This window comes from Actinoplanes sp. OR16, assembly GCF_004001265.1.
Classification (GTDB): Bacteria; Actinomycetota; Actinomycetes; order Mycobacteriales; family Micromonosporaceae; genus Actinoplanes.
On record NZ_AP019371.1, the window covers coordinates 1817721 to 1835671 of the forward strand.

The window sequence follows — 17951 nt, forward strand, 5'->3', positions numbered from 1 at the left end:
GCTGACCGGGGCGGGTGCTCCCGCCGGGCACGGCGCCGACCGCCGCGGCGAGAAGCTGCTCTGCGGTCGCCTTTTTTCGGGTAGCTGCGGGCACGGAGGAACCGTACCCGCCACCACCGACATAACCGGACCACCGCTAGGGTGCACCTCATGCCGAGCGAGATGGTCCGGGTCATCTACACGAAGTACGACGGATCGGCTCATCGTGACTACCCGGCCCGCCGCCTGGCCGAGGACGACCTGGGCATCTGGGTCGGCGTGCCCCGCGGGACACCGTCGGTCTACCACGGTCGGCCATCGGTGGAACAGATCCCGTTCGTGCTGCTCATCCCCCACTACGCGTGGTGGACCGGGATGTTCAACCCGCCCCCACGGACGAGTGAGGTCTACTGCGACGTCACCACTCCGGCGCGCTGGGAGGGTGACACGGTGCACATCATCGACCTCGACCTGGACGCGGTGCGGCGCCGCGAGACCGGCCTGGTGGAGCTCCGCGACGAGGACGAGTTCGAGGACCACCGGAAGGCGTTCGGCTACCCGGAGGACGTCGTCACGAACGCCCAGGCCGCGGCGAAGCAGCTGATCGTGGCGCTCGGCGACGGCACCGAGCCGTTCGCCACGCACTACCGCAAGCACCTCTCAGAGGTCACCCAGTAACAGCTTCTCCGGGTTCTGCTGGTTGAACAGGCCGGTGATCCGGCCCTCGTCGACCGCGACGGTGAGCACCGCGAGCAGCCGCTGACCGTCCGGCCGCGTCCCGCGCAGCAGCATCCCGGCGCTGCCGCCGACCAGCACCGGATCGACCTTGATGTCGGTGACCCCGGCCAGCTTGCGGCCGAGCAGCCCGGCGTAGAAGCGGGCCACCTTGTCGGCGCCGCCGACCACGTTGAGGGCGGTCCGCACCAGTCCGCCGCCGTCGCTGATCGCCACCACCTCGGGCGCCAGCACCGCGGCGAGCGCCACCACGTCACCGCTCTGCGCCGCGATCAGGAACGCGTTCAGCACCCGGCGCTGCTCAGCCACCCCCGCGGTGTGCTTGATCCCGCCGTCGGCCACCGCCCTGCGGGCCCGGCTGGCGTGCTGCCGGGCCGCCGCCGGCGTGGTGTCGAGAACCGTCGCGACCTCTTCGAACGGCACCGCGAACGCGTCGTGCAGCACCAGCGCGACCCGCTGCTCGGGAGTCAGCCGTTCGAGCACCACGAGCAGGGCCACGCTGATCTGGTCGGCCCGCTCGGCCAGCTCGGCCGGGCCGGCGTCGGGATCCACCACGTACGCGGGCAGCCACTGTCCCGGGTAGGCGGCCCGGCGTACCCGGGCGGAATTGAGCTGATCCAGGCAGATGCGCGCGGTGACCGTCGTGAGCCAGCCCCTGACGTCCCTGATCTCCCCGGTCTGCTGCGCGTAGCGCAGCCAGGCCTCCTGCGCCGCGTCCTCGGCCTCCGACCGGTTGCCGAGCATCCGGTAGGCGACCGCGGTGAGGTACGCGCGCTGGGCCTCGAACTCGGTGGCGTTCCCGGACGGCATAGGAGGAATTCTGCGCGAGATCACCGGCTGCGGATAGCACCTATGCCACAGTAGAAACCGGCAAATCGTACGTATCGGAATGGTGACCTCGTGAGGGACGCAGCCACAATCGCGGGCAGCCTGGCCGGGCTCGCCGGCGCGGGCGGCGCCGTCTCGGTCGCGGTGCTCCGCCGGAACCGCACCAGCATCCCGAGCGGCCACGCGCTGATCCGTGAGACCGACACCGATCCGCTGCCCGGCGTCATCCGGCTGCGGCTGACCGGGATGACGGTGCCGGTGGTGCCCGGTCCGCACGGCGAGCTCTTCCTCGGCCCCGGCGCCCCGCAGCCCGGACGCACCCTGCGCCGGCTCGTCCTCGCGCCGCTCTTCACCCGGGCCCAGGCCGGCTCCGGGCGGCTCTTCCGGGACCAGCGCGAGCCGTTCCGCCTGGTCGTCCAGTTCGGCGGGCCGAGCCGGGACGCCGAGACGCTGCTCCGCGCCTACCGGATGCTCGACCAGCAGCTCCGCGACCACGGCAGCCTGCTGACCCGGTGCCGGGACGGCGTGCTCGCGCCGAGCGTGGTGACCGTGACGGTGACCGGCATCGTCGACGTCCGCGAACTGCTCGCCGCCCAGCGCGACCGGTACGCCTTCGCCGACGGCACCTTCGACGACCTGGGCTCCCGGTCCGCGCCGCCCGGCCTCGTGCCGACGATCAGCGAAGCGTGGAGCCGCCGGTTCGGCTGGGACGGCCGCGACCCGATCACCGCCGAGGAACGGCATCAGCTGCATGCCCTCGTGAGGGCCGCTCACGACGACGGACGCGCCGTCCGGATCTCCGGGCTGCCCGAGGGGTCCCGCCGGGCCCGCGCGGCGATCTGGAGCGAACTGGGCGCCGCCGGCGTCGACGCGATCGCCGACAGCGACCTCAGCGGACTGGCCCGGCATCTGCGCCGGCATCCGGTGACGGTCACCTCCCGTCCGGCGCCGCCGGCCCGGGTGGCGCGCCGGCCATCTCCCCGCCCTCTGGTTTGAAGGGCTGTTTCACGAGGCAACCTGCGTGGACCGATAGCATGCCCAACGGAGATCCAACAAAAAGCCGTCGATAGAGGGTCCACGCCGTGAAGTTTTCATTCCGTCCCGTCGAGGGCGCCTTTTACGACCTCTTCACCAAGGCGGCGTCCAACCTGGTGAAGGGCACCGAGCTGCTCAACGAGCTCGCGCTGCCCGGTGTGGACGTGCAGTCGGTGGCGGACCGGCTCAGCGACGTGGAGCACGACAGCGACTCGATCACCCACGAGCTGTACAAGAAGATCAACTCGACGTTCATCACACCGTTCGACCGGGAGGACATCTACTCGCTGGGCTCGCAGCTCGACGACGTGATGGACCACCTGGAGGCGGCGGGCAACCTGCTCTACCTCTACGGGCTCACCGACCTGCCGTCGCTGCCCCGGGAGATGCACGAGCTCGTCACGGTCCTCGACCAGCAGGCGAAGATCACCGCTGAGGCGATGCCGCGGCTGCGCTCGATGAAGGGCCTCGAGGAGTACTGGATCGAGATCAACCGGCTGGAGAACGACGGCGACCGGGCGTACCGGATGCTGCTCGTCCGCCTCTTCTCCGGTGAATACGACGCGCTGACCGTGCTCAAGATGAAGGAGGTCGTCGACGAGCTCGAGGCCGCCTGTGACGCGTTCGAGCACGTGGCGAACACCGTCGAGACCATCGCGGTCAAGGAGTCCTAGATCTTGGATCCCGAGCTCATAGCCGTCGTGGCGGTCATCCTCGCCGCGATGGCCTTCGACTACACCAACGGCTTCCACGACGCCGCCAACGCGATCGCCACGAGCGTCAGCACCCGGGCCCTCACGCCCCGGGTCGCCCTCGCCATGGCAGCGGTCGGCAACTTCGTCGGCGCGCACCTCGGCGGTGAGGTCGCCAAGACCGTCGGCGAAGGACTGGTCACGCTGCCGGTCGGGGTGGAGAGCCTCGGCGTCGTGTTCGCCGGCGTGCTCGGCGCGATCACCTGGAACCTGATCACCTGGTACTTCGGCCTGCCGTCCAGCTCGTCGCACGCGCTCTTCGGCGGCCTGGTCGGCGCCACCATGCTCGCGTCGTTCGGCTCGGTACAGTGGGGCAACATCGTGAACAAGGTCCTCATCCCGATGGTCCTGTCCCCGGTGGTCGGCCTGATCCTCGGCTTCCTCATGATGGTCGCGATCATGTGGATCTTCCGTCGTGGACACCCCGGGAAGCTGAACCGCGGCTTCCGGCTCGCCCAGACGTTCTCCGCGGCCGCGATGTCGGTCGGGCACGGCATGCAGGACGCCGCCAAGACGATGGGCATCGTGGTGCTGGCCCTCTACACCGGCGGGTACCAGAGCTCCCCGACACACATCCCCGAATGGGTGTACTGGGCGTCGGCCACGATGCTCGCGGCCGGCACCTACGCGGGCGGCTGGCGGATCATCCGGACTCTCGGCCGGAAGATCATCGACCTGGGACCGGCGGAGGGTTTCGCCGCCGAGACCGTCGCCAGCTCGGTCCTGTTCTTCAACGCCCAGGTCCTGCACGCGCCGATCTCGACCACCCACACGATCACCTCCGCGATCATGGGTGTCGGCGCGACGAAGCGGCTCAGCGCGGTGCGGTGGAACGTGGCCGGGAACATCGTGATCGCCTGGGTCACCACGTTCCCGGCCGCCGCCCTGATCGCCTGCCTGATCTACGTGATCGTGCGCCCGCTGTTCTGAACCGGCTTCCGATCAGCCCGGCTTCCGATCAGCTCGGGTAGAAGACGCCGATCTCCTCGCGCAAGGCGTCGAGCAGCCCCATCACCTCGAGCGTCGTCGTGTGCGTGACCAGCGGGCTCTCCAGTTCGCCGGCGAGGAAGCAGCGCTGCGCCTCGGCCGCCTCGAACTGGTAGCCGCTGCCCTCGAACGGGAAGTCGAACGTCTCCGGCGCGTGGTTCGGCCGGGTCAGCACGAACGAGCGCGGCACGAAGAAGCCGGGCGGCAGATCGATCCGGCCGTCCGTACCGGTGATCGACGCGGCGTTCCGGCTGGCGCCGTTGATGCTGCAGGTCAGCGCGGCGACCGCACCGGCCTCGTAGCCGAGCAGCACACCGGTGTTCTCGTCCACCCGCTCCGGCGTGAGGTGCGCCCAGGCGTGCGCGGTCGCCGGGGTGCCGAGCAGCAGATGCACCAGATGGATCGGGTAGACGCCGAGGTCCAGCAGCGCTCCACCGCCCAGCTGCGGGTCCCGGAGCCGGTGCGACGCGGCGAACGGCCCCTGCAGGCCGAAGTCGGCGTGGATCGCGCTCACCCAGCCGATCGTGCCTCCTTCGACCAGCTCAGCGATCTTGCGGATGGCCGGGTTGCAGCGCATCCACATGGCCTCCATGAGGAAGACGCCCTTGGCCCGGGCGGCCTGCACCAGCTGGGCCGCGCCCTCCAGGTCCAGCGTGATCGGCTTCTCGACCAGCACCGCCTTGCCCGCTTCGACACAGAGCATCGCGGCTTCCAGGTGGAAGGCGTGCGGCGTGGCCACATAGACGATGTCCACCCCGTCGTCGGCGGCCAATTCCGCGTACGACCCGTGCGCCCTGGCGAAACCGTGCCGTTCGGCGAACGCCTCCGCCGTGGCCTTCGAGCGCGATCCGACGGCGGCCAGCTCGGCCCCCTCCACCAGGGGCAGGTCGGCGGCGAATGTGCTGGCGATCCCGCCGGGGCCGAGAATGCCCCAGCGCACCTTCTGTCCACTCATGATCGATACCGTATCGCCCGAACTGCTCCCGGTGGCAGGATCGACCGGTGACCGACTCGATCCCTCCCATGGTTCTCCCGCCCGCGATGCTCGAGCGGGCACGCCGGTTCACCGGTCCGCCCGCACCGGCCCGGCCGGCGGCCACGGTGGTCCTTCTGCGGCCCTCCGGTTCCGCTTTCCAGGTGTACGTCCTGAGGCGCTCCACCACGATGGTCTTCGGCGGGGTCTACGCCTTCCCCGGCGGCGGGGTGGATCCGGCCGACCGCCCTTCCACGATCCGCACCGACTGGCCGGACCGCCTCGGTGTCCCGCCCGAGCAGGCTCATGCGATCGTCGGCGCCGCGGCCCGCGAACTGTTCGAGGAGACCGGCGTCCTGCTGGCCGGCCCGATCGGCGAACCCGACCGTACGGTGGCAGCCTCCGACGGCGCCGACTGGGAGGCCGACCGGGACGCCGTGCAGCGCCGCGACCTCACGATGACCGACCTCCTGACCCGCCGCGGCCTGCGCCTGCGCGACGACCTGCTGCTGCCCTGGTCCCGCTGGATAACCCCGGACTTCGAGCCCCGGCGGTTCGACACCTGGTTCTTCGCGGCGCTGCTACCCGAATCGCAGTCGACCCGGAACGTCTCAGGCGAGGCCGACAAGACCGCCTGGGTCGCCCCATCGGAGACGTCCAGCCTGCCGATGCTCCCACCGACGAGACACACCCTGAACCAGTTGGCCGCCCACCCCTCGATAGCCGACGTGGTGGCAGCCTCGGCGCATCAGGACGCAGCCACCCCGGTCCAGCCCCGAATCACCCTCACACCCGACGGAAGCGCCCATTTCGAATTCTCCTGACCGCACCCGCCCGGCCCCTCTGCGTGTGCGCCAACGTTGCGTGCGCCCACCGCCCCACCCGACGACTCCGCGTGCGCCCACCGCCCCGACCCGACGACTCTGCGTGCGCCCACCGCCCGCGAGCCGACGACTCTGCGTGCGCCCACCGCCCGCGAGCCGGTGAACGCACACACAACCAATGCGCGAGCGCTGACAGCCCCCATAAGGGCGGTGAACGCACGCAAAACGACTCCGCGTGCGCCCACCGCCCCCACCCGACGACTCTGCGAGCGCCCACCGCTCCGACCCGGCCACTTTGCGTGCGCCCACGGCCCCGACCCGGCGACTTTGCGGCGTTGCTGCCTGGAGCGGTTGGTAGGCGGGACGGTGTGCCGGAGCCGGCGGTCGCAGGCGCCAGAGGAATGGACGTCAGTCGCCGCGAGGGGAGGGACTGTGTGCTAACTCGTACATGAAAAAGAAAACGGCCCCGCGCAACTGGTGTGTGCGGAGCCGGCATTCCTGGGTGGAACTCGGCCTAGCCGAAGCGGCCGGTGATGTAGTCCTCGGTCTTCTTCTGCGAGGGGTTCGAGAAGATCTTCTGGGTGTCGTCGTACTCGATCAGGCGGCCGGGGTCGCCCGTCTTGTCGATCGAGAAGAAGCCGGTCTTGTCGCTGACGCGGGCCGCCTGCTGCATGTTGTGGGTCACGATGATGATCGTGAAGCGGTCCTTCAGCTTGAACATCAGGTCCTCGATCGCCAGCGTGGAGATCGGGTCGAGGGCGGAGCAGGGCTCGTCCATGAGGACGACCTGCGGCTCGACGGCGATCGTGCGGGCGATGCAGAGGCGCTGCTGCTGGCCGCCGGAGAGGCCGGCGCCGGGCCGGTCGAGGCGGTCCTTGACCTCGTCCCAGAGGTTCGCGGAGCGCAGCGACTTCTCGGCCGCCTCGTCGAGGACGGCCTTCTTCTTGACGCCGTTCAGCTTGAGGCCGGCGACCGCGTTCTCGTAGATCGACATGGTCGGGAACGGGTTCGGCCGCTGGAAGACCATGCCGATCATGCGACGGACGGCCGTCACGTCGACGTCCGCGTCGTAGATGTTCTGGTCGTCGATGGTGAGCCGGCCCTCGATGCGGGCGTTCGGCAGCACCTCGTGCATGCGGTTGATCGACCGGAGGAAGGTCGACTTGCCGCAGCCGGACGGGCCGATCAGAGCGGTGATCGTCTTCGGCTCGACGGCCATCGACACGCTGTCGATCGCCTTGAAGGAGCCGTAGTAGGAGGAGACGTTGCTCGCCTCGATGCGCTTAGCCATGGGATGACACCTCTTAACGGGACAGCTTGTTGCGACGGGCGAGCAGCTTGGCGGCGATGGTGAGGATCAGCACCAGCGCCACCAGGGTGAGCGCGGCTGTCCAGGCGCGGGCCGGTGCGTACCGGGAGGCGTCGCCCGCCTGCTGGTACACGAAGAGCGCCAGTGACTGCTGGTTACCCGCGAACGGGTCGAAGTTGATCGCTGCGGCGCCACCCGCGACCAGCAGGACCGGAGCGGTCTCACCGGCGGCACGGGCGATGGCCAGCATGACACCGGTGACGATGCCGGGCAGGGCGGTCGGGAGGACGACCTTGAGGATCGTCTTCCACTGCGGGACGCCGAGCGCGTACGAACCCTCGCGCAGCGGACCCGGCACGAGCCGCAGCATCTCCTCGGTCGACCGGACGATCGTCGGGAGCATCAGCACGGTCAGCGCCAGCGAGGCCGCGAAACCGGAGAAGCGCGGGTTGCCGTCGTTGAACCACGGGCTGACGATCAGCACCCAGAAGGAGAGGATGAACAGACCCGCGACGATCGACGGGATACCGGTCATGACGTCCACGAAGAAGCGGACGGTGTTCGCGAACCGGCCCCGGCCGTACTCCACCAGGTAGATCGCGCCGAGCACGCCGAGCGGCACGGCGATCAGGGTCGCGATGCCGACCTGCTCCAGGGTGCCGATGATGGCGTGGTACGCGCCACCCTCCGGGTCCCGGGCGCTGATGTTGTTCATCGAGGTGCCGAAGAAGTTGGCGTCGAGACGCTCGGCGCCCTTCGACACCAGCGTCCACACCACGCTCGCCAGGGGCAGCACCGCGAGCACACAGGCCGCGTAGATCAGCGACTTCATGGTGCGGTTCTTCGCCGACCGCTTGCCCTCGACCCGGCTCGCCGCGAAGTAGAGGCCGACCAGGTACAGGGCGACGGCGATCACCGCGACCAGGACCCAGTTGCCGATGCCGGTGCCCAGCACCACCGCGGCCGAGAGGAGGATCGCGGCGACGGCGACACCGATGTTGACGCCGATCGGGAGCTGCTTGGTGCGGATGTTGTCCGGCGTCATGACGACGCCGGCGGCTTCACGCTCTAGAAGGCTCATGCGGCACTGTCCCGGAACTCGCGACGGCGGTAGATGATCGCCCGCGCCGTCATGTTGACCACCAGCGTGATCGCGAAGAGCACCAGACCGGAGGCGATCAGAGCGCCACGACCGGTGGCGTTCGCCTCGCCGAAGGTGTTCGCGATGTTGGCGGCGATGGAGTTACCGCCGTTCTGGATCAGGTTGAACGAGATGTTGAACGTGATGCCGAGGGTCAGCGCCAGGGCGATGGTCTCGCCGAGCGCACGGCCGAGGCCGAGCATCACCGCGGCGATGACACCGGGCTTTCCGTACGGCAGAACCGCCGTGCGGATCATCTCCCAGCGAGTCGCGCCCAGAGCCAGCGCGGCCTCCTCGTTCATCCCCGGCGTCTGCTGGAAGACCTCGCGGGAGAGGGAGGTGACGATCGGCAGCACCATGATGGCGAGCACCAGGCCACCCAGCATGATCGACTGACCGAATGGGCCTTCGCCACCGAAGATCGGCAGCCAGCCGAAGTAGTGGTTCAGCCAGACCGAGAACTCCCGGACCGGCTGCTGCAGGACGTCCCGGCCCCAGAGACCGAAGACGACACTGGGCACGGCCGCGAGCAGGTCGATCACGAACCCCAGCGGCGTGGCCAGCCGCTTGGGCGCGTAGTGCGACAGGAAGAGCGCGATGGCCAGGGCGATCGGCACCGCGATGATCAGCGCGATGACCGAGCTGAGCAGGGTGCCGAAGGCGAGCGCGGCGATACCGAAGACGGGCTCGGCGTCGTTCGGGAACCACGTCTTCTCGGTCAGGAAGTTGGCGGTGTTGGCCTGCAGGGCCGGCACCGCTTTCGACACCAGGAAGACCGCGATGGCCACGATGATGACCAGCACCATCGCACCCGCGGCCGTGGACAGGCCACGGAATCCTGTCTCGATCGAGAACCGGGTCTTCTTCGGGAGGGCACCGCCGCCACCCAGCGGGGGCTCCTGGTAGCTGCTCGGGGACGCGCCAGAGCCGGCGCCCTGAGCGTGACGCGAAGTCACACCCAGGTCGCCGGCGGTGGCGTTGGTCACCGAGCGGGAGGGGATGTCACCCATCTGCGCGCTCGCTGTCGTCTCGGAGGGATTGACGAATCAGGTCAGGAGATCGCCGCGACCGAGGTCTCGACCTTGGCCCGCAGGGTCTCCGGCAGCGGCGCGTAGCCCAGGTCGGCGAGAGCCGTCTGGCCGGCGGTGCTGGAGGTGTACTTCAGGAAGGACTGGATCTCCTTGGCCTTCGGGGAGCCCTTGCTGCAGGCGATCTCGTAGGTCACCAGCACGATCGGGTACGCGCCCGGGGTGGTGGTGGCGTAGTCGAGGTCGAGAGCCAGGTCGCCGTCGGTGCCCTTGACGGTCGCGTTCTCGAAGGTCTTGCCGGCGCTCTCACCGGACAGCTCGGTGTACTCGCCGGCGCCGTTCTTGATCTTCGCCTTCTGCAGGTCGCTGTTCTCGGCGAACGAGAGCTCGACGTAGGAGATCGTGTTCGGGGTGCTCTTGACCTTGGTGGCCACACCGTCGGACTTCGCCGCGCCGGTGCCGCCCGGGGCCTTCCACGCCTTGGCGTTACCGAACGACCAGTCGGCCTCGGCGGTCTTGCTCAGGTACTTGGTGAAGTTGTCGGTGGTGCCCGACTCGTCCGAGCGGTGGACCGTCTCGATGGTCGCGTCCGGGAGGGTCGCGCCGGAGTTCTCGGCCGCGATGGCGGCGTCGTTCCACTTGGTGATCTTGCCAGCGAAGATCTTGGCGATCGTCGAGGACGACAGCTGCAGGCCGTCGACGCCCTGGACGTTGTAGACCACGGCGATCGGGCCGATCACCATCGGGAGGTTGAGGGCCTTGCCACCGACGCACTTGGCGTCGGCCTGCGGCTGCTCGTCCTCCTTCAGGGCGGAGTCGGAACCGGCGAAGTCGGCGGTGCCGGCGATGAACGCCTCGATGCCCGCGCCCGAGCCGGTGCCCTGGTAGTCGACCTTGGAGTCGGCACACTGGGTCTGGTACGCCTTGATCCACTCATCCATGGCGTTCTTCTGGGCAGTGGAGCCCTGCGCCGTCAGGCTGCCGCTGACGCAGCTGCCGGCAGCGGCAGACGCGCCGCCGTCCGCCGCCGGCGCCTCGTTGTCCGAGCCGCACCCGGTGAGTGCGATCGTCGCAGTCAAAGCAATGCCGGCCACGAAACCGGACCGCTGGAGCTTCACGGTGATCCCTTCGGTTCTCTTCTGCTGCCGGCGTCGCTCACCGGCTCACGTTCGAAAAGCTAAGAGCGCCAAGAGAACGGTTAGTCGGTCGCAAATGAACTGGGGGTGAACAGGTAAACCCCAGAAGGTAGCCATCCACGAAGCTGGAGTTGTCCGTTAAGTGAACCGCGCGCTTGCCATCCGATATGTCGGATATTTCAGGGCGGTCGTGACCTGCGCGAGATTTCGCCTTGTCCGCGCCGTGACCAACTAGCTGCGAGGACTACGCGACGCAGGTCACAGTTAACGCTGCGTGCCTATTCAAGGGCATCGATTTTGTACGGGTTGAGCGCCGCATCCCGACCGCATTCAGAAGTCCCCACCCCCATCGCGACGACGCGCCGCCGGGCACCCGCCGACGGCCGGCCGAACGTCAGCGTTGAGCCGGTGCCCGAATTGTCGCTCTGAAGTACGGTCGGCGCTGCCCGATCGCCCGAAACCCGGCCCACCCGACACCGGCCGCGAATCCCCGCCGCTGAGGCGCCTCGACAAACCGCGACCCTGCCGCCAGAACACGCGGATCGGAACACGCGGATCCGGGAGGACGGCAGTCCGCCGTACAAAAAAGGGTTTTAGGGGCGTTTGTAACTTATGTCGGTCTTGTGGACCTGGAAGCCGAGGCCTCGGTAGAGCTTGACGGCGCCCTCGTTCGACTCGTCGACATAGAGGTTGGCGACCGTCAAGCCCGCGCCGGCCAAGTGGGACAAACCGGCGACGCTGAGGGCTGCTCCAAGGCCGCGGCGGTGGCCGGACGGGTCGACGCCGAGTACGTAGATCTCGCCGAGGGCCGGTTCGGCGCCCGAAGCCGGGTGGACCTTGGTCCAGTGGAAGCCGGCCAGGTCACCGGAGCCGGTGACGGCCAGGAGGAAACCGTCCGGGTCGAACCAGGGTTCGGCCTCGCGGGCGAGGAGGTCGTCGAGTGTCCACTTGCCCTGTTCGGGGTGGTGGGCGAAGGCTCGCGCGTTGATGTCGAGCCAGGCCTGCTCGTCGGCGCCGGGTTGGAAGGCGCGGATCGTGATGCCGTCCGGGAACGGGATGGACGGCAGGGGTTCGAGCAGGGAGCGGCGCATCTGCCAGAGGACGCGGGCGCGCTCGAAGCCGTTGCGGGAGGCGAAGGCGGCAGCGCCCGGGTCGTCGCCGTGCGCCCAGAAGGCGAGCGGGCCGGAGCCGGCGGCGGCGAGGAGGGCGGTGCCGTGGCCGAGACGGCGGAACTGCGGGTGGACCACGAGTTCACCGGAGCCGTCGGAGACGAACGCATAACCGGCGAGGCGATCGCCCGCGTAGGAGAGAAGGTGCAGTCCGCCACCGAGGCGGACCCGGAGGACGACGTCCTCGGAGAGCGGGTAGACGCCGTCGAGCACCCCGGCGGCCGCCGCCAGGGCCAGGACGTCGTCCACCTCGGACGCGGACAGCCGGTCCCCAGCACGGACCGGCTGCACCGTAGTCATCGCAGAGAACTCAGACCGGGAGCGAGACGGACTCGTTGTCCGGCAGCTGCCGGCCGTTCGGCGGGACCACGAACTTGTAGCCCACCTGGCGGACCGTGCCGATCATCGACTCGTATTCCGAGCCGAGCTTGGCTCGCAGGCGACGGACGTGGACGTCGACGGTACGGGTACCGCCGAAGTAGTCGTAGCCCCAGACCTCGCGCAGCAGCTGGTCACGGGTGAAGACCCGGCCCGGGTGCTGGGCGAGGAACTTCAGCAGCTCGAACTCCTTGTAGGTGAGGTCGAGCGGGCGGCCCTTGAGCTTCGCCGCGTAGGTGTCGGGGTCGATGTTGAGCTCACCGGCCCGGATCGAGCCGCCGGCGCCGGCGGTCGCGTTGGTGATCCGGCCGACGGAGAGCCGCAGGCGGGCCTCCACCTCGGCCGGGCCCGCGCTGGCCAGGATGACGTCGTCGACACCCCAGTCGGCGTTGAGCGCGATGAGGCCGGCCTCGGTGACCACGGCGATCAGCGGGACGCCGATGCCGGTGGCGTGCAGCATGCGGCAGGTAGCACGTGCTTCGGAGAGCTCGGAACGCGCGTCGACCAGAACGGCGTCGGGGCTCGGCCCGGACACCAGGGTGCGCACATCACGGGGGGCGGTGCGTACTGAGTGGGGCAGAAGGTCCAGGGCGGGCAGCACGGCGGAAGGCTCACCGGCACGTGCCGTCACCAGCAGAAGGATCTCCACACTCACCTCCGTCCTCGCGGCACGGAACGGCCGCTCGGGTGACCCGGCATGCAAGCCGACCGGAGAGGTCGCGCAAGCTGACCGGAGAGACAGGGCCCGGCGTCACCGACGGGTGGGTTGCGATTACCTTAACCGAAACAGCACTGCAGGCACCCAGGTCAAGCTCGCAAGTGATGTAGTAAACGCCGCGAAGGTGGCTGAACGGCTGATTCGTAACCGGCCTTTTACCTGACATCCCCGAGCAAGAACAGGGTCGCCGGTCTGGCACCATCGCTGGAGTGTTCCCCTCCATGCCGCAGGACGATCCCTGGGATGCCGAAACCTCCCAGCAGGTCGCACGGATGAGCCCGGGCCGGCCCAAGGCCGGCATGTACGGCGCCGTCCCCGACGAGGAGGGCGACGACCGGCCGTCGAGCGAGTCCGAGGACGACGAGTTCGAAGAGATCGAGATCATCCCGGTCCGGCCGAAGCTCAGTGTCGCGATCGCCGGGTTCGCCGCGCTGCTGGCGATCGCGCTGATCCTCGGTTCGATCACATCAGGGCCGGACGCCCGGGGTTCGTACGCGATCGTGCTCTTCGGAGTGCAACTGCTCGCGCTGCTGGCCTGGACCATGGCGCTCCAGCCGCCGGCGGCCCGGGTCACCGCGGCGGTCGCGGCGGTGACCGCGCTCGCCGCCGACTACCTGGCGGTCACCAGCGGCACCGCCGAACTCCTGCCACTGGTCTATGTGGCCGCCGGCGGCACCGTGCTGGCGCTGATCGGGCAGGTGTTCAAGGCCGAGGACCGGCAGCGGATCAGCGACACCTACCGGACGACCGCGATGATCGTCTTCGGAGCGGTGGCGTACGCGGTCCTGATCGTCCTGACCCGTCAGCCGGTCGGCGCGCAGGCGATCCTGGTCTGCTGCACCGGCGCCGGCCTGGCGCTGCTGGTCTCCCGGCTCACCGATGCGGTCTTCCCGAAGCCGCGGATCGCCGCGCAGGTGCCGCGCGGGGCGACCGGCATCGTGCTGGGCGCGATGGTCGGCACGCTCGGCGCCGCGATGCTCGGCAGCTATCTGGTGCTGCCGTTCACGCCGGCGAAGGGTGCGGTGCTGGGCCTGGTCGCGGCGGTCGCGGCGATCCTGATCGACCTCGCGGTGAACTTCGGCGAGGCGGGACGCCGCCTGGCCGGCGAGGCGCCGACGTTCTGGCTGGCCCGGCACATGCAGGGACCGCTCGGCGGGTTCGCGCTGGTCGCCGGCGCCACCTACGCGCTGGCACACTTGTACCTCACATGAAATTCCGCCGGTCGGGGCAAGAAGGACATCCATGAGGCGAAGACTGCTGACCGTCGTCGTTGTCCTGGTGCTGCTTCTCATCGGCGGCGCCTTCGTGCTGGACCGGGTCGGCAAGTCCTATGCGGAGCGCGAGCTCGGTGACCGGGTCGCCGCCGAGGTCGCCGCGCAGAACGCCACGAGCGGCACCCCGGACGTGACGATCGAGGGCTTCCCGTTCCTCACCCAGGTCGCGTCCGGCGACTACCAGGAAGTCAAGATCGCCCTGCCGGACTTCTCCGCGCCCGACGGCGCGAACGGGACGGTCCGGATGTCGCTGCTGGACATCAGCGCCCAGGACGTGAAGGCGCCGCTGGACACCCTCCGCAACGGCGGCGACGTGATCGCGGGCGCGGTGGCCGGCGCCGGGACCATCGGATACGCCGAGATCACCAACCTGGTGAACCAGGACGGCCTGAAGCTCGAGGAGAAGGACGGCAAGCTGATCGCCTCGGTGCAGCTGGAGATCCCCGGGCAGCAGCCGATCGAGGTGACCGGCACCACCAACCTGGTCGTCGAGGACGGCGGGGTGACGGTGAAGTTCTCCGAGGTCACGTCGAAGGACCTGCCGGCATTCCCGTTCCTGCAGAGCATGATCGACGCGCTGTCCTACCAGCTGAAGATCCCCGAGCTGCCGTTGAACCTGGTGGTGCGGGAAGTGCAGGTCCTGCCGGAGGGCCTGCGGGTCACCGCGGGCGCCCAGAACGTGAACCTTTCAGCGGGTGGCCTGTAATCGCCCGATCCCGGATGGTGGTCGGCCCTGTTCCGCGCCTTGGACTCGCTGATATGGTCGACCGCATGAGCCTGTTGCTCACGAAAAGGCGCGCGATCGACCTGTGTCGCGTGGCCGCGTGCCTGTGTCGCCCTGTCTACTGACGGGCCACTCGGTGCTGAGCACCTTTCTCTAGCTAAGCCCACGCCTCTAGCTAGCCCAGGGCAATCTTCTCGCCCGGCAGTGGCGCCGTCGCACAAGCAGCCCGTGATCCGTAGCTAAACCATGGGTCCGCGCGGAGTGCGACCGCATCTCCGTGCGCTGACTCACCCATCACCCACCATCAGGGAGTGAATCGATGAGTCGCGACACCGCACTCGTTTCGGCCGACTGGGCCGAGAAGAACCTGGACACGCCGGGCATCGTCTTCGTCGAGGTCGACGAGGACACCACCGCTTACGACGGCGGTCACATCCCGGGTGCCATCAAGATCGACTGGAAGAAGGACCTGCAGGACCCGGTCCGCCGCGACTTCGTCAACCAGGAGCAGTTCTCCGCTCTCCTCTCCGAGCGCGGCATCTCCAACGACGACACCGTGATCCTGTACGGCGGCAACAACAACTGGTTCGCGGCGTACGCGTACTGGTACTTCAAGCTCTACGGCCACGGCGACGTGAAGCTGCTCGACGGCGGCCGCAAGAAGTGGGAGCTCGACGCCCGCGTCTACACCAAGGACGTCCCGGCCCGCGCCGCGACCACCTACACCGCCAAGGCGCCGGACCTCGAGATCCGCGCGTTCCGCGACGAGGTCGTGCAGGCCATCGGCGTGAAGAACCTGGTCGACGTGCGCAGCCCCGACGAGTTCGCCGGCCGCCTGCTCGCCCCGGCGCACCTGCCGCAGGAGCAGTCGCAGCGGGCCGGTCACATCCCGACCGCGATCAGCGTGCCGTGGAGCAAGGCCGCCAACGAGGACGGCACCTTCAAGTCGGACGAGGAGCTTGCCAAGATCTACGGCGAGGCCGGCCTCGACGGCAGCAAGGACACCATCGCGTACTGCCGCATCGGCGAGCGTTCCTCGCACACCTGGTTCGTGCTCAAGGAGCTGCTCGGTCAGCAGAACGTGAAGAACTACGACGGCTCGTGGACCGAGTACGGCTCGCTCATCGGTGTGCCGATCGCCCTCGGCGACGAACCCGGAAAGGCCTGATCATGACTTCACCTGCCACCAACGCCACGGCCGCTGCCAGTTGCGCCGCCCCCGACCAGTCCGCGCCCCTCCCCAGCAGCGTGGACCTGACCCGGGAGACCGTCATCACCGGCATCGTGACCAGCGCCGAGGGTGACGCCGTGGGCGGGGCGTACGTCCGCCTGCTCGACGGCTCCGGCGAGTTCACCGCCGAGGTCGTCTCCTCCCCGGAGGGCGTCTTCCGGTTCTTCGCCGCTCCCGGCTCCTGGACCGTCCGGGCCCTGAGCCGGTTCGGCAACGGCGAGCTCGCCGTCGACGCGACCGTCGGCGTCAACGAGGTCGCGATCAACGTGGCTACCGCTTAGTCCACGCTCTGTTGAAAAGGGGGCGGGTTTCCCGCCCCCTTCTGCTATCCGGAGGCAGAACCACCGGAAGTGACCACCACCGCGTCCGGCGGCACCTCGGGGCGGCGGCGTGACAGCCGCCGCACACCGGTGTTGAGCACCGCGATCAGCGGAACCGCGACGAGCGCGCCGATGATGCCGGCCAGCACCACGCCACAGGCGATCCCGATGATCACCGCGAGCGGGTGGATCGCCACCGCCCGGCCCATGATCAGCGGCTGCAGCACGTGTCCCTCGAGCTGCTGCACCAGGATCACCGCGCCGAGGGTGAGCAGCGCGACCACCCAGCCCTGGTCGACGAGCGCGACGAGCACCGCCACCGAGCCGGAGACCGCGGCGCCGACGATCGGGATGAACGCGCCGAGGAAGACCAGCGCGGCCAGCGGGAACGGGAACCGGACGTCGAGGATCACCAGCGCCAGCCCGATTCCCACCGCGTCGATGAACGCCACGAGCACTGTCGCGCGTACATAGGCGCCCAGGGTCATCCAGGAGGCGTCGCCGGCGTCGGCGATGGACCAGCGGGCGTTCACCGGGAAGAGCCGGACGACGAAGCGGAAGATCTTCCGGCCGTCGCGCAGGAAGAAGAACGTGGCGAAGAGCACCAGCACCAGGCCGGTCGCCACCTCGGCGATGGTCGCCGCGGTCGAGATGCCGGTCGAGGTCAGCTGCGTGGTGTTCGAGTTGACCCACTCCTGCGCCGAGTCGATCGCCTGGTCGACCTGGGCGTCGGAGAGGTGCAGCGGACCGGTGCGTGCCCAGTCCTGGATCTGCCGTACGCCGGCGCTGGCGTTCTCGGTCAGGTTCGGCAGGCCGTCGATGAACTGGTTGACGACGAGCGTCAGCGTGCCGACGACCGCCGCCAGACCGCCGATCAGCACCAGGAAGGTGGCGAGCGAGCTCGGCACCCGCAGCCGCAGCAGCCACTTCACGGCCGGGCCGAGCAGCGCGCTGAGCAGCAGCGCGATGGCGAGCGGGATGACCACGATGCTGACCATGCCGATCAGCCTCAGCAGCGCGAGACCGACGACGCCGACCACGATGAGCCGCCAGCTCCAGGCCGCCGCGATCCGCAGCGGCTGGGGCACGTCGGCGTCGTCCCGGCTGTTCGTCGAGGCGTGCACGATCTCCGGCTCGGGTGGGCGGGGCGCGAAGTCGGGTTCCGGGACCGCGTTCTCGTCGCGGGCGGTCCGGACCTGCTCCCGGCCGGAGTCGTACGCCTTCTTCAAATTGTCCCGGACCCGCTGCAAGCGGTTCAACCGCCTACCCCCTCGACACAGTGCGATACGCGTCCATCACCGTAGTGCCCTGATGCCCGGATGGCTCTCCCGACCAGCCGCGAGGAGCCGAGGGTCACGGGCGTACCGTCTGCGGATGTGAGCGCCGATACCGCTACCGACGCCGGATTGC

The 17951-nt window shown here is 69.1% G+C and carries 19 protein-coding genes; 10 read left to right on the forward strand and 9 right to left on the reverse strand.

The window, feature by feature from the left end:
- The first annotated feature begins 150 nt into the window (after positions 1-150).
- Positions 151-657, forward strand: a complete 507-nt coding sequence (locus EP757_RS08455) for a DUF402 domain-containing protein (protein ID WP_127543637.1) — start codon at positions 151-153, stop codon at positions 655-657.
- Here EP757_RS08455 and sigJ read toward each other — a convergent pair.
- On the reverse strand, positions 640-1524 hold the full coding sequence (sigJ, locus tag EP757_RS08460) for an RNA polymerase sigma factor SigJ (RefSeq protein WP_127543638.1): 885 nt from the start codon (positions 1522-1524) through the stop codon (positions 640-642). The genes EP757_RS08455 and sigJ overlap by 18 nt on opposite strands.
- A 90-nt stretch (positions 1525-1614) precedes the next feature.
- Here sigJ and EP757_RS08465 point away from each other — a divergent pair, with 90 nt between their 5' ends.
- The 3 genes from EP757_RS08465 to EP757_RS08475 all read left to right on the forward strand — a co-directional run bounded on the left by EP757_RS08465 (position 1615) and on the right by EP757_RS08475 (position 4259).
- On the forward strand, positions 1615-2538 hold the full coding sequence (locus tag EP757_RS08465; RefSeq protein ID WP_232050421.1) for a hypothetical protein: 924 nt from the start codon (positions 1615-1617) through the stop codon (positions 2536-2538).
- Between the two features lie 86 nt (positions 2539-2624).
- Entirely contained in the window at positions 2625-3251 is a 627-nt protein-coding gene (locus EP757_RS08470) for a DUF47 domain-containing protein (protein ID WP_127543639.1), read from the forward strand.
- Positions 3252-3254: 3 nt separating this feature from the next.
- Positions 3255-4259: an inorganic phosphate transporter gene (locus EP757_RS08475; protein ID WP_127543640.1), complete on the forward strand. Its 1005-nt coding sequence runs from the start codon at positions 3255-3257 to the stop codon at positions 4257-4259.
- A 28-nt stretch (positions 4260-4287) separates the two neighbouring features.
- Here EP757_RS08475 and EP757_RS08480 read toward each other — a convergent pair whose 3' ends face one another.
- Positions 4288-5271 carry a Gfo/Idh/MocA family protein gene (locus EP757_RS08480; RefSeq protein WP_127543642.1) on the reverse strand — a complete coding sequence of 328 codons (984 nt, stop codon included), beginning with the start codon at positions 5269-5271 and terminating at the stop codon, positions 4288-4290.
- Between the two features lie 68 nt (positions 5272-5339).
- On the opposite strand from EP757_RS08480, the gene EP757_RS08485 reads away from it, so the two are divergent.
- Positions 5340-6113: an NUDIX hydrolase gene (locus EP757_RS08485; RefSeq protein WP_127554139.1), complete on the forward strand. Its 774-nt coding sequence runs from the start codon at positions 5340-5342 to the stop codon at positions 6111-6113.
- A gap of 514 nt (positions 6114-6627) precedes the next feature.
- On the opposite strand, the gene pstB is transcribed toward EP757_RS08485, so the two are convergent.
- From pstB to EP757_RS08515, 6 genes are all read right to left on the reverse strand, one after another.
- Positions 6628-7404, reverse strand: coding sequence for a phosphate ABC transporter ATP-binding protein PstB (gene pstB / locus EP757_RS08490; RefSeq protein ID WP_127543644.1), 777 nt, complete (start codon positions 7402-7404; stop codon positions 6628-6630).
- 13 nt (positions 7405-7417) lie between these two features.
- Positions 7418-8503, reverse strand: coding sequence for a phosphate ABC transporter permease PstA (gene pstA, locus EP757_RS08495; protein WP_127543646.1), 1086 nt, complete (start codon positions 8501-8503; stop codon positions 7418-7420).
- Entirely contained in the window at positions 8500-9573 is a 1074-nt protein-coding gene (gene pstC / locus EP757_RS08500) for a phosphate ABC transporter permease subunit PstC (protein WP_127543648.1), read from the reverse strand. The genes pstA and pstC overlap by 4 nt, the downstream gene beginning before the upstream one ends.
- Before the next feature lie 41 nt (positions 9574-9614).
- On the reverse strand, positions 9615-10709 hold the full coding sequence (gene pstS / locus EP757_RS08505) for a phosphate ABC transporter substrate-binding protein PstS (RefSeq protein WP_127543650.1): 1095 nt from the start codon (positions 10707-10709) through the stop codon (positions 9615-9617).
- Between the two features lie 611 nt (positions 10710-11320).
- Positions 11321-12196: a mycothiol synthase gene (gene mshD / locus EP757_RS08510; RefSeq protein ID WP_127543652.1), complete on the reverse strand. Its 876-nt coding sequence runs from the start codon at positions 12194-12196 to the stop codon at positions 11321-11323.
- A gap of 10 nt (positions 12197-12206) precedes the next feature.
- Positions 12207-12923, reverse strand: a complete 717-nt coding sequence (locus tag EP757_RS08515) for a response regulator transcription factor (protein WP_127543654.1) — start codon at positions 12921-12923, stop codon at positions 12207-12209.
- Positions 12924-13201: 278 nt separating this feature from the next.
- Here EP757_RS08515 and EP757_RS08520 point away from each other — a divergent pair, with 278 nt between their 5' ends.
- From EP757_RS08520 to EP757_RS08535, 5 genes are all read left to right on the forward strand, one after another.
- Positions 13202-14203, forward strand: a complete 1002-nt coding sequence (locus EP757_RS08520; protein ID WP_127543656.1) for a hypothetical protein — start codon at positions 13202-13204, stop codon at positions 14201-14203.
- Between the two features lie 31 nt (positions 14204-14234).
- Entirely contained in the window at positions 14235-14972 is a 738-nt protein-coding gene (locus tag EP757_RS08525) for a DUF2993 domain-containing protein (protein ID WP_127543658.1), read from the forward strand.
- Positions 14973-15037: 65 nt separating this feature from the next.
- Entirely contained in the window at positions 15038-15115 is a 78-nt protein-coding gene (locus EP757_RS44765) for an Ms5788A family Cys-rich leader peptide (protein ID WP_370457851.1), read from the forward strand.
- A gap of 194 nt (positions 15116-15309) precedes the next feature.
- Positions 15310-16158, forward strand: coding sequence for a sulfurtransferase (locus EP757_RS08530; RefSeq protein ID WP_127543660.1), 849 nt, complete (start codon positions 15310-15312; stop codon positions 16156-16158).
- 2 nt (positions 16159-16160) lie between these two features.
- Positions 16161-16502 (forward strand): DUF1416 domain-containing protein, encoded by a 342-nt coding sequence (locus tag EP757_RS08535; RefSeq protein WP_127543662.1) that lies wholly within the window; start codon positions 16161-16163, stop codon positions 16500-16502.
- 44 nt (positions 16503-16546) lie between these two features.
- Here EP757_RS08535 and EP757_RS08540 read toward each other — a convergent pair whose 3' ends face one another.
- Positions 16547-17791: an AI-2E family transporter gene (locus tag EP757_RS08540; RefSeq protein WP_127554140.1), complete on the reverse strand. Its 1245-nt coding sequence runs from the start codon at positions 17789-17791 to the stop codon at positions 16547-16549.
- Positions 17792-17951 lie beyond the last annotated feature (160 nt).

Excerpts from the sequence above, each read along its gene's own strand:
- EP757_RS08455 (WP_127543637.1), top strand. The coding sequence starts at position 151 with ATGCCGAGCGAGATGGTCCGGGTCATCTACACGAAGTACGACGGATCG.
- sigJ (WP_127543638.1), bottom strand. The coding sequence starts at position 1,524 with ATGCCGTCCGGGAACGCCACCGAGTTCGAGGCCCAGCGCGCGTACCTC.
- EP757_RS08480 (WP_127543642.1), bottom strand. The coding sequence starts at position 5,271 with ATGAGTGGACAGAAGGTGCGCTGGGGCATTCTCGGCCCCGGCGGGATC.
- EP757_RS08485 (WP_127554139.1), top strand. The coding sequence starts at position 5,340 with ATGGTTCTCCCGCCCGCGATGCTCGAGCGGGCACGCCGGTTCACCGGT.
- pstB (WP_127543644.1), bottom strand. The coding sequence starts at position 7,404 with ATGGCTAAGCGCATCGAGGCGAGCAACGTCTCCTCCTACTACGGCTCC.
- pstA (WP_127543646.1), bottom strand. The coding sequence starts at position 8,503 with ATGAGCCTTCTAGAGCGTGAAGCCGCCGGCGTCGTCATGACGCCGGAC.
- pstC (WP_127543648.1), bottom strand. The coding sequence starts at position 9,573 with ATGGGTGACATCCCCTCCCGCTCGGTGACCAACGCCACCGCCGGCGAC.
- mshD (WP_127543652.1), bottom strand. The coding sequence starts at position 12,196 with ATGACTACGGTGCAGCCGGTCCGTGCTGGGGACCGGCTGTCCGCGTCC.
- EP757_RS08525 (WP_127543658.1), top strand. The coding sequence starts at position 14,235 with ATGAGGCGAAGACTGCTGACCGTCGTCGTTGTCCTGGTGCTGCTTCTC.
- EP757_RS44765 (WP_370457851.1), top strand. The coding sequence starts at position 15,038 with ATGAGCCTGTTGCTCACGAAAAGGCGCGCGATCGACCTGTGTCGCGTG.
- EP757_RS08530 (WP_127543660.1), top strand. The coding sequence starts at position 15,310 with ATGAGTCGCGACACCGCACTCGTTTCGGCCGACTGGGCCGAGAAGAAC.
- EP757_RS08535 (WP_127543662.1), top strand. The coding sequence starts at position 16,161 with ATGACTTCACCTGCCACCAACGCCACGGCCGCTGCCAGTTGCGCCGCC.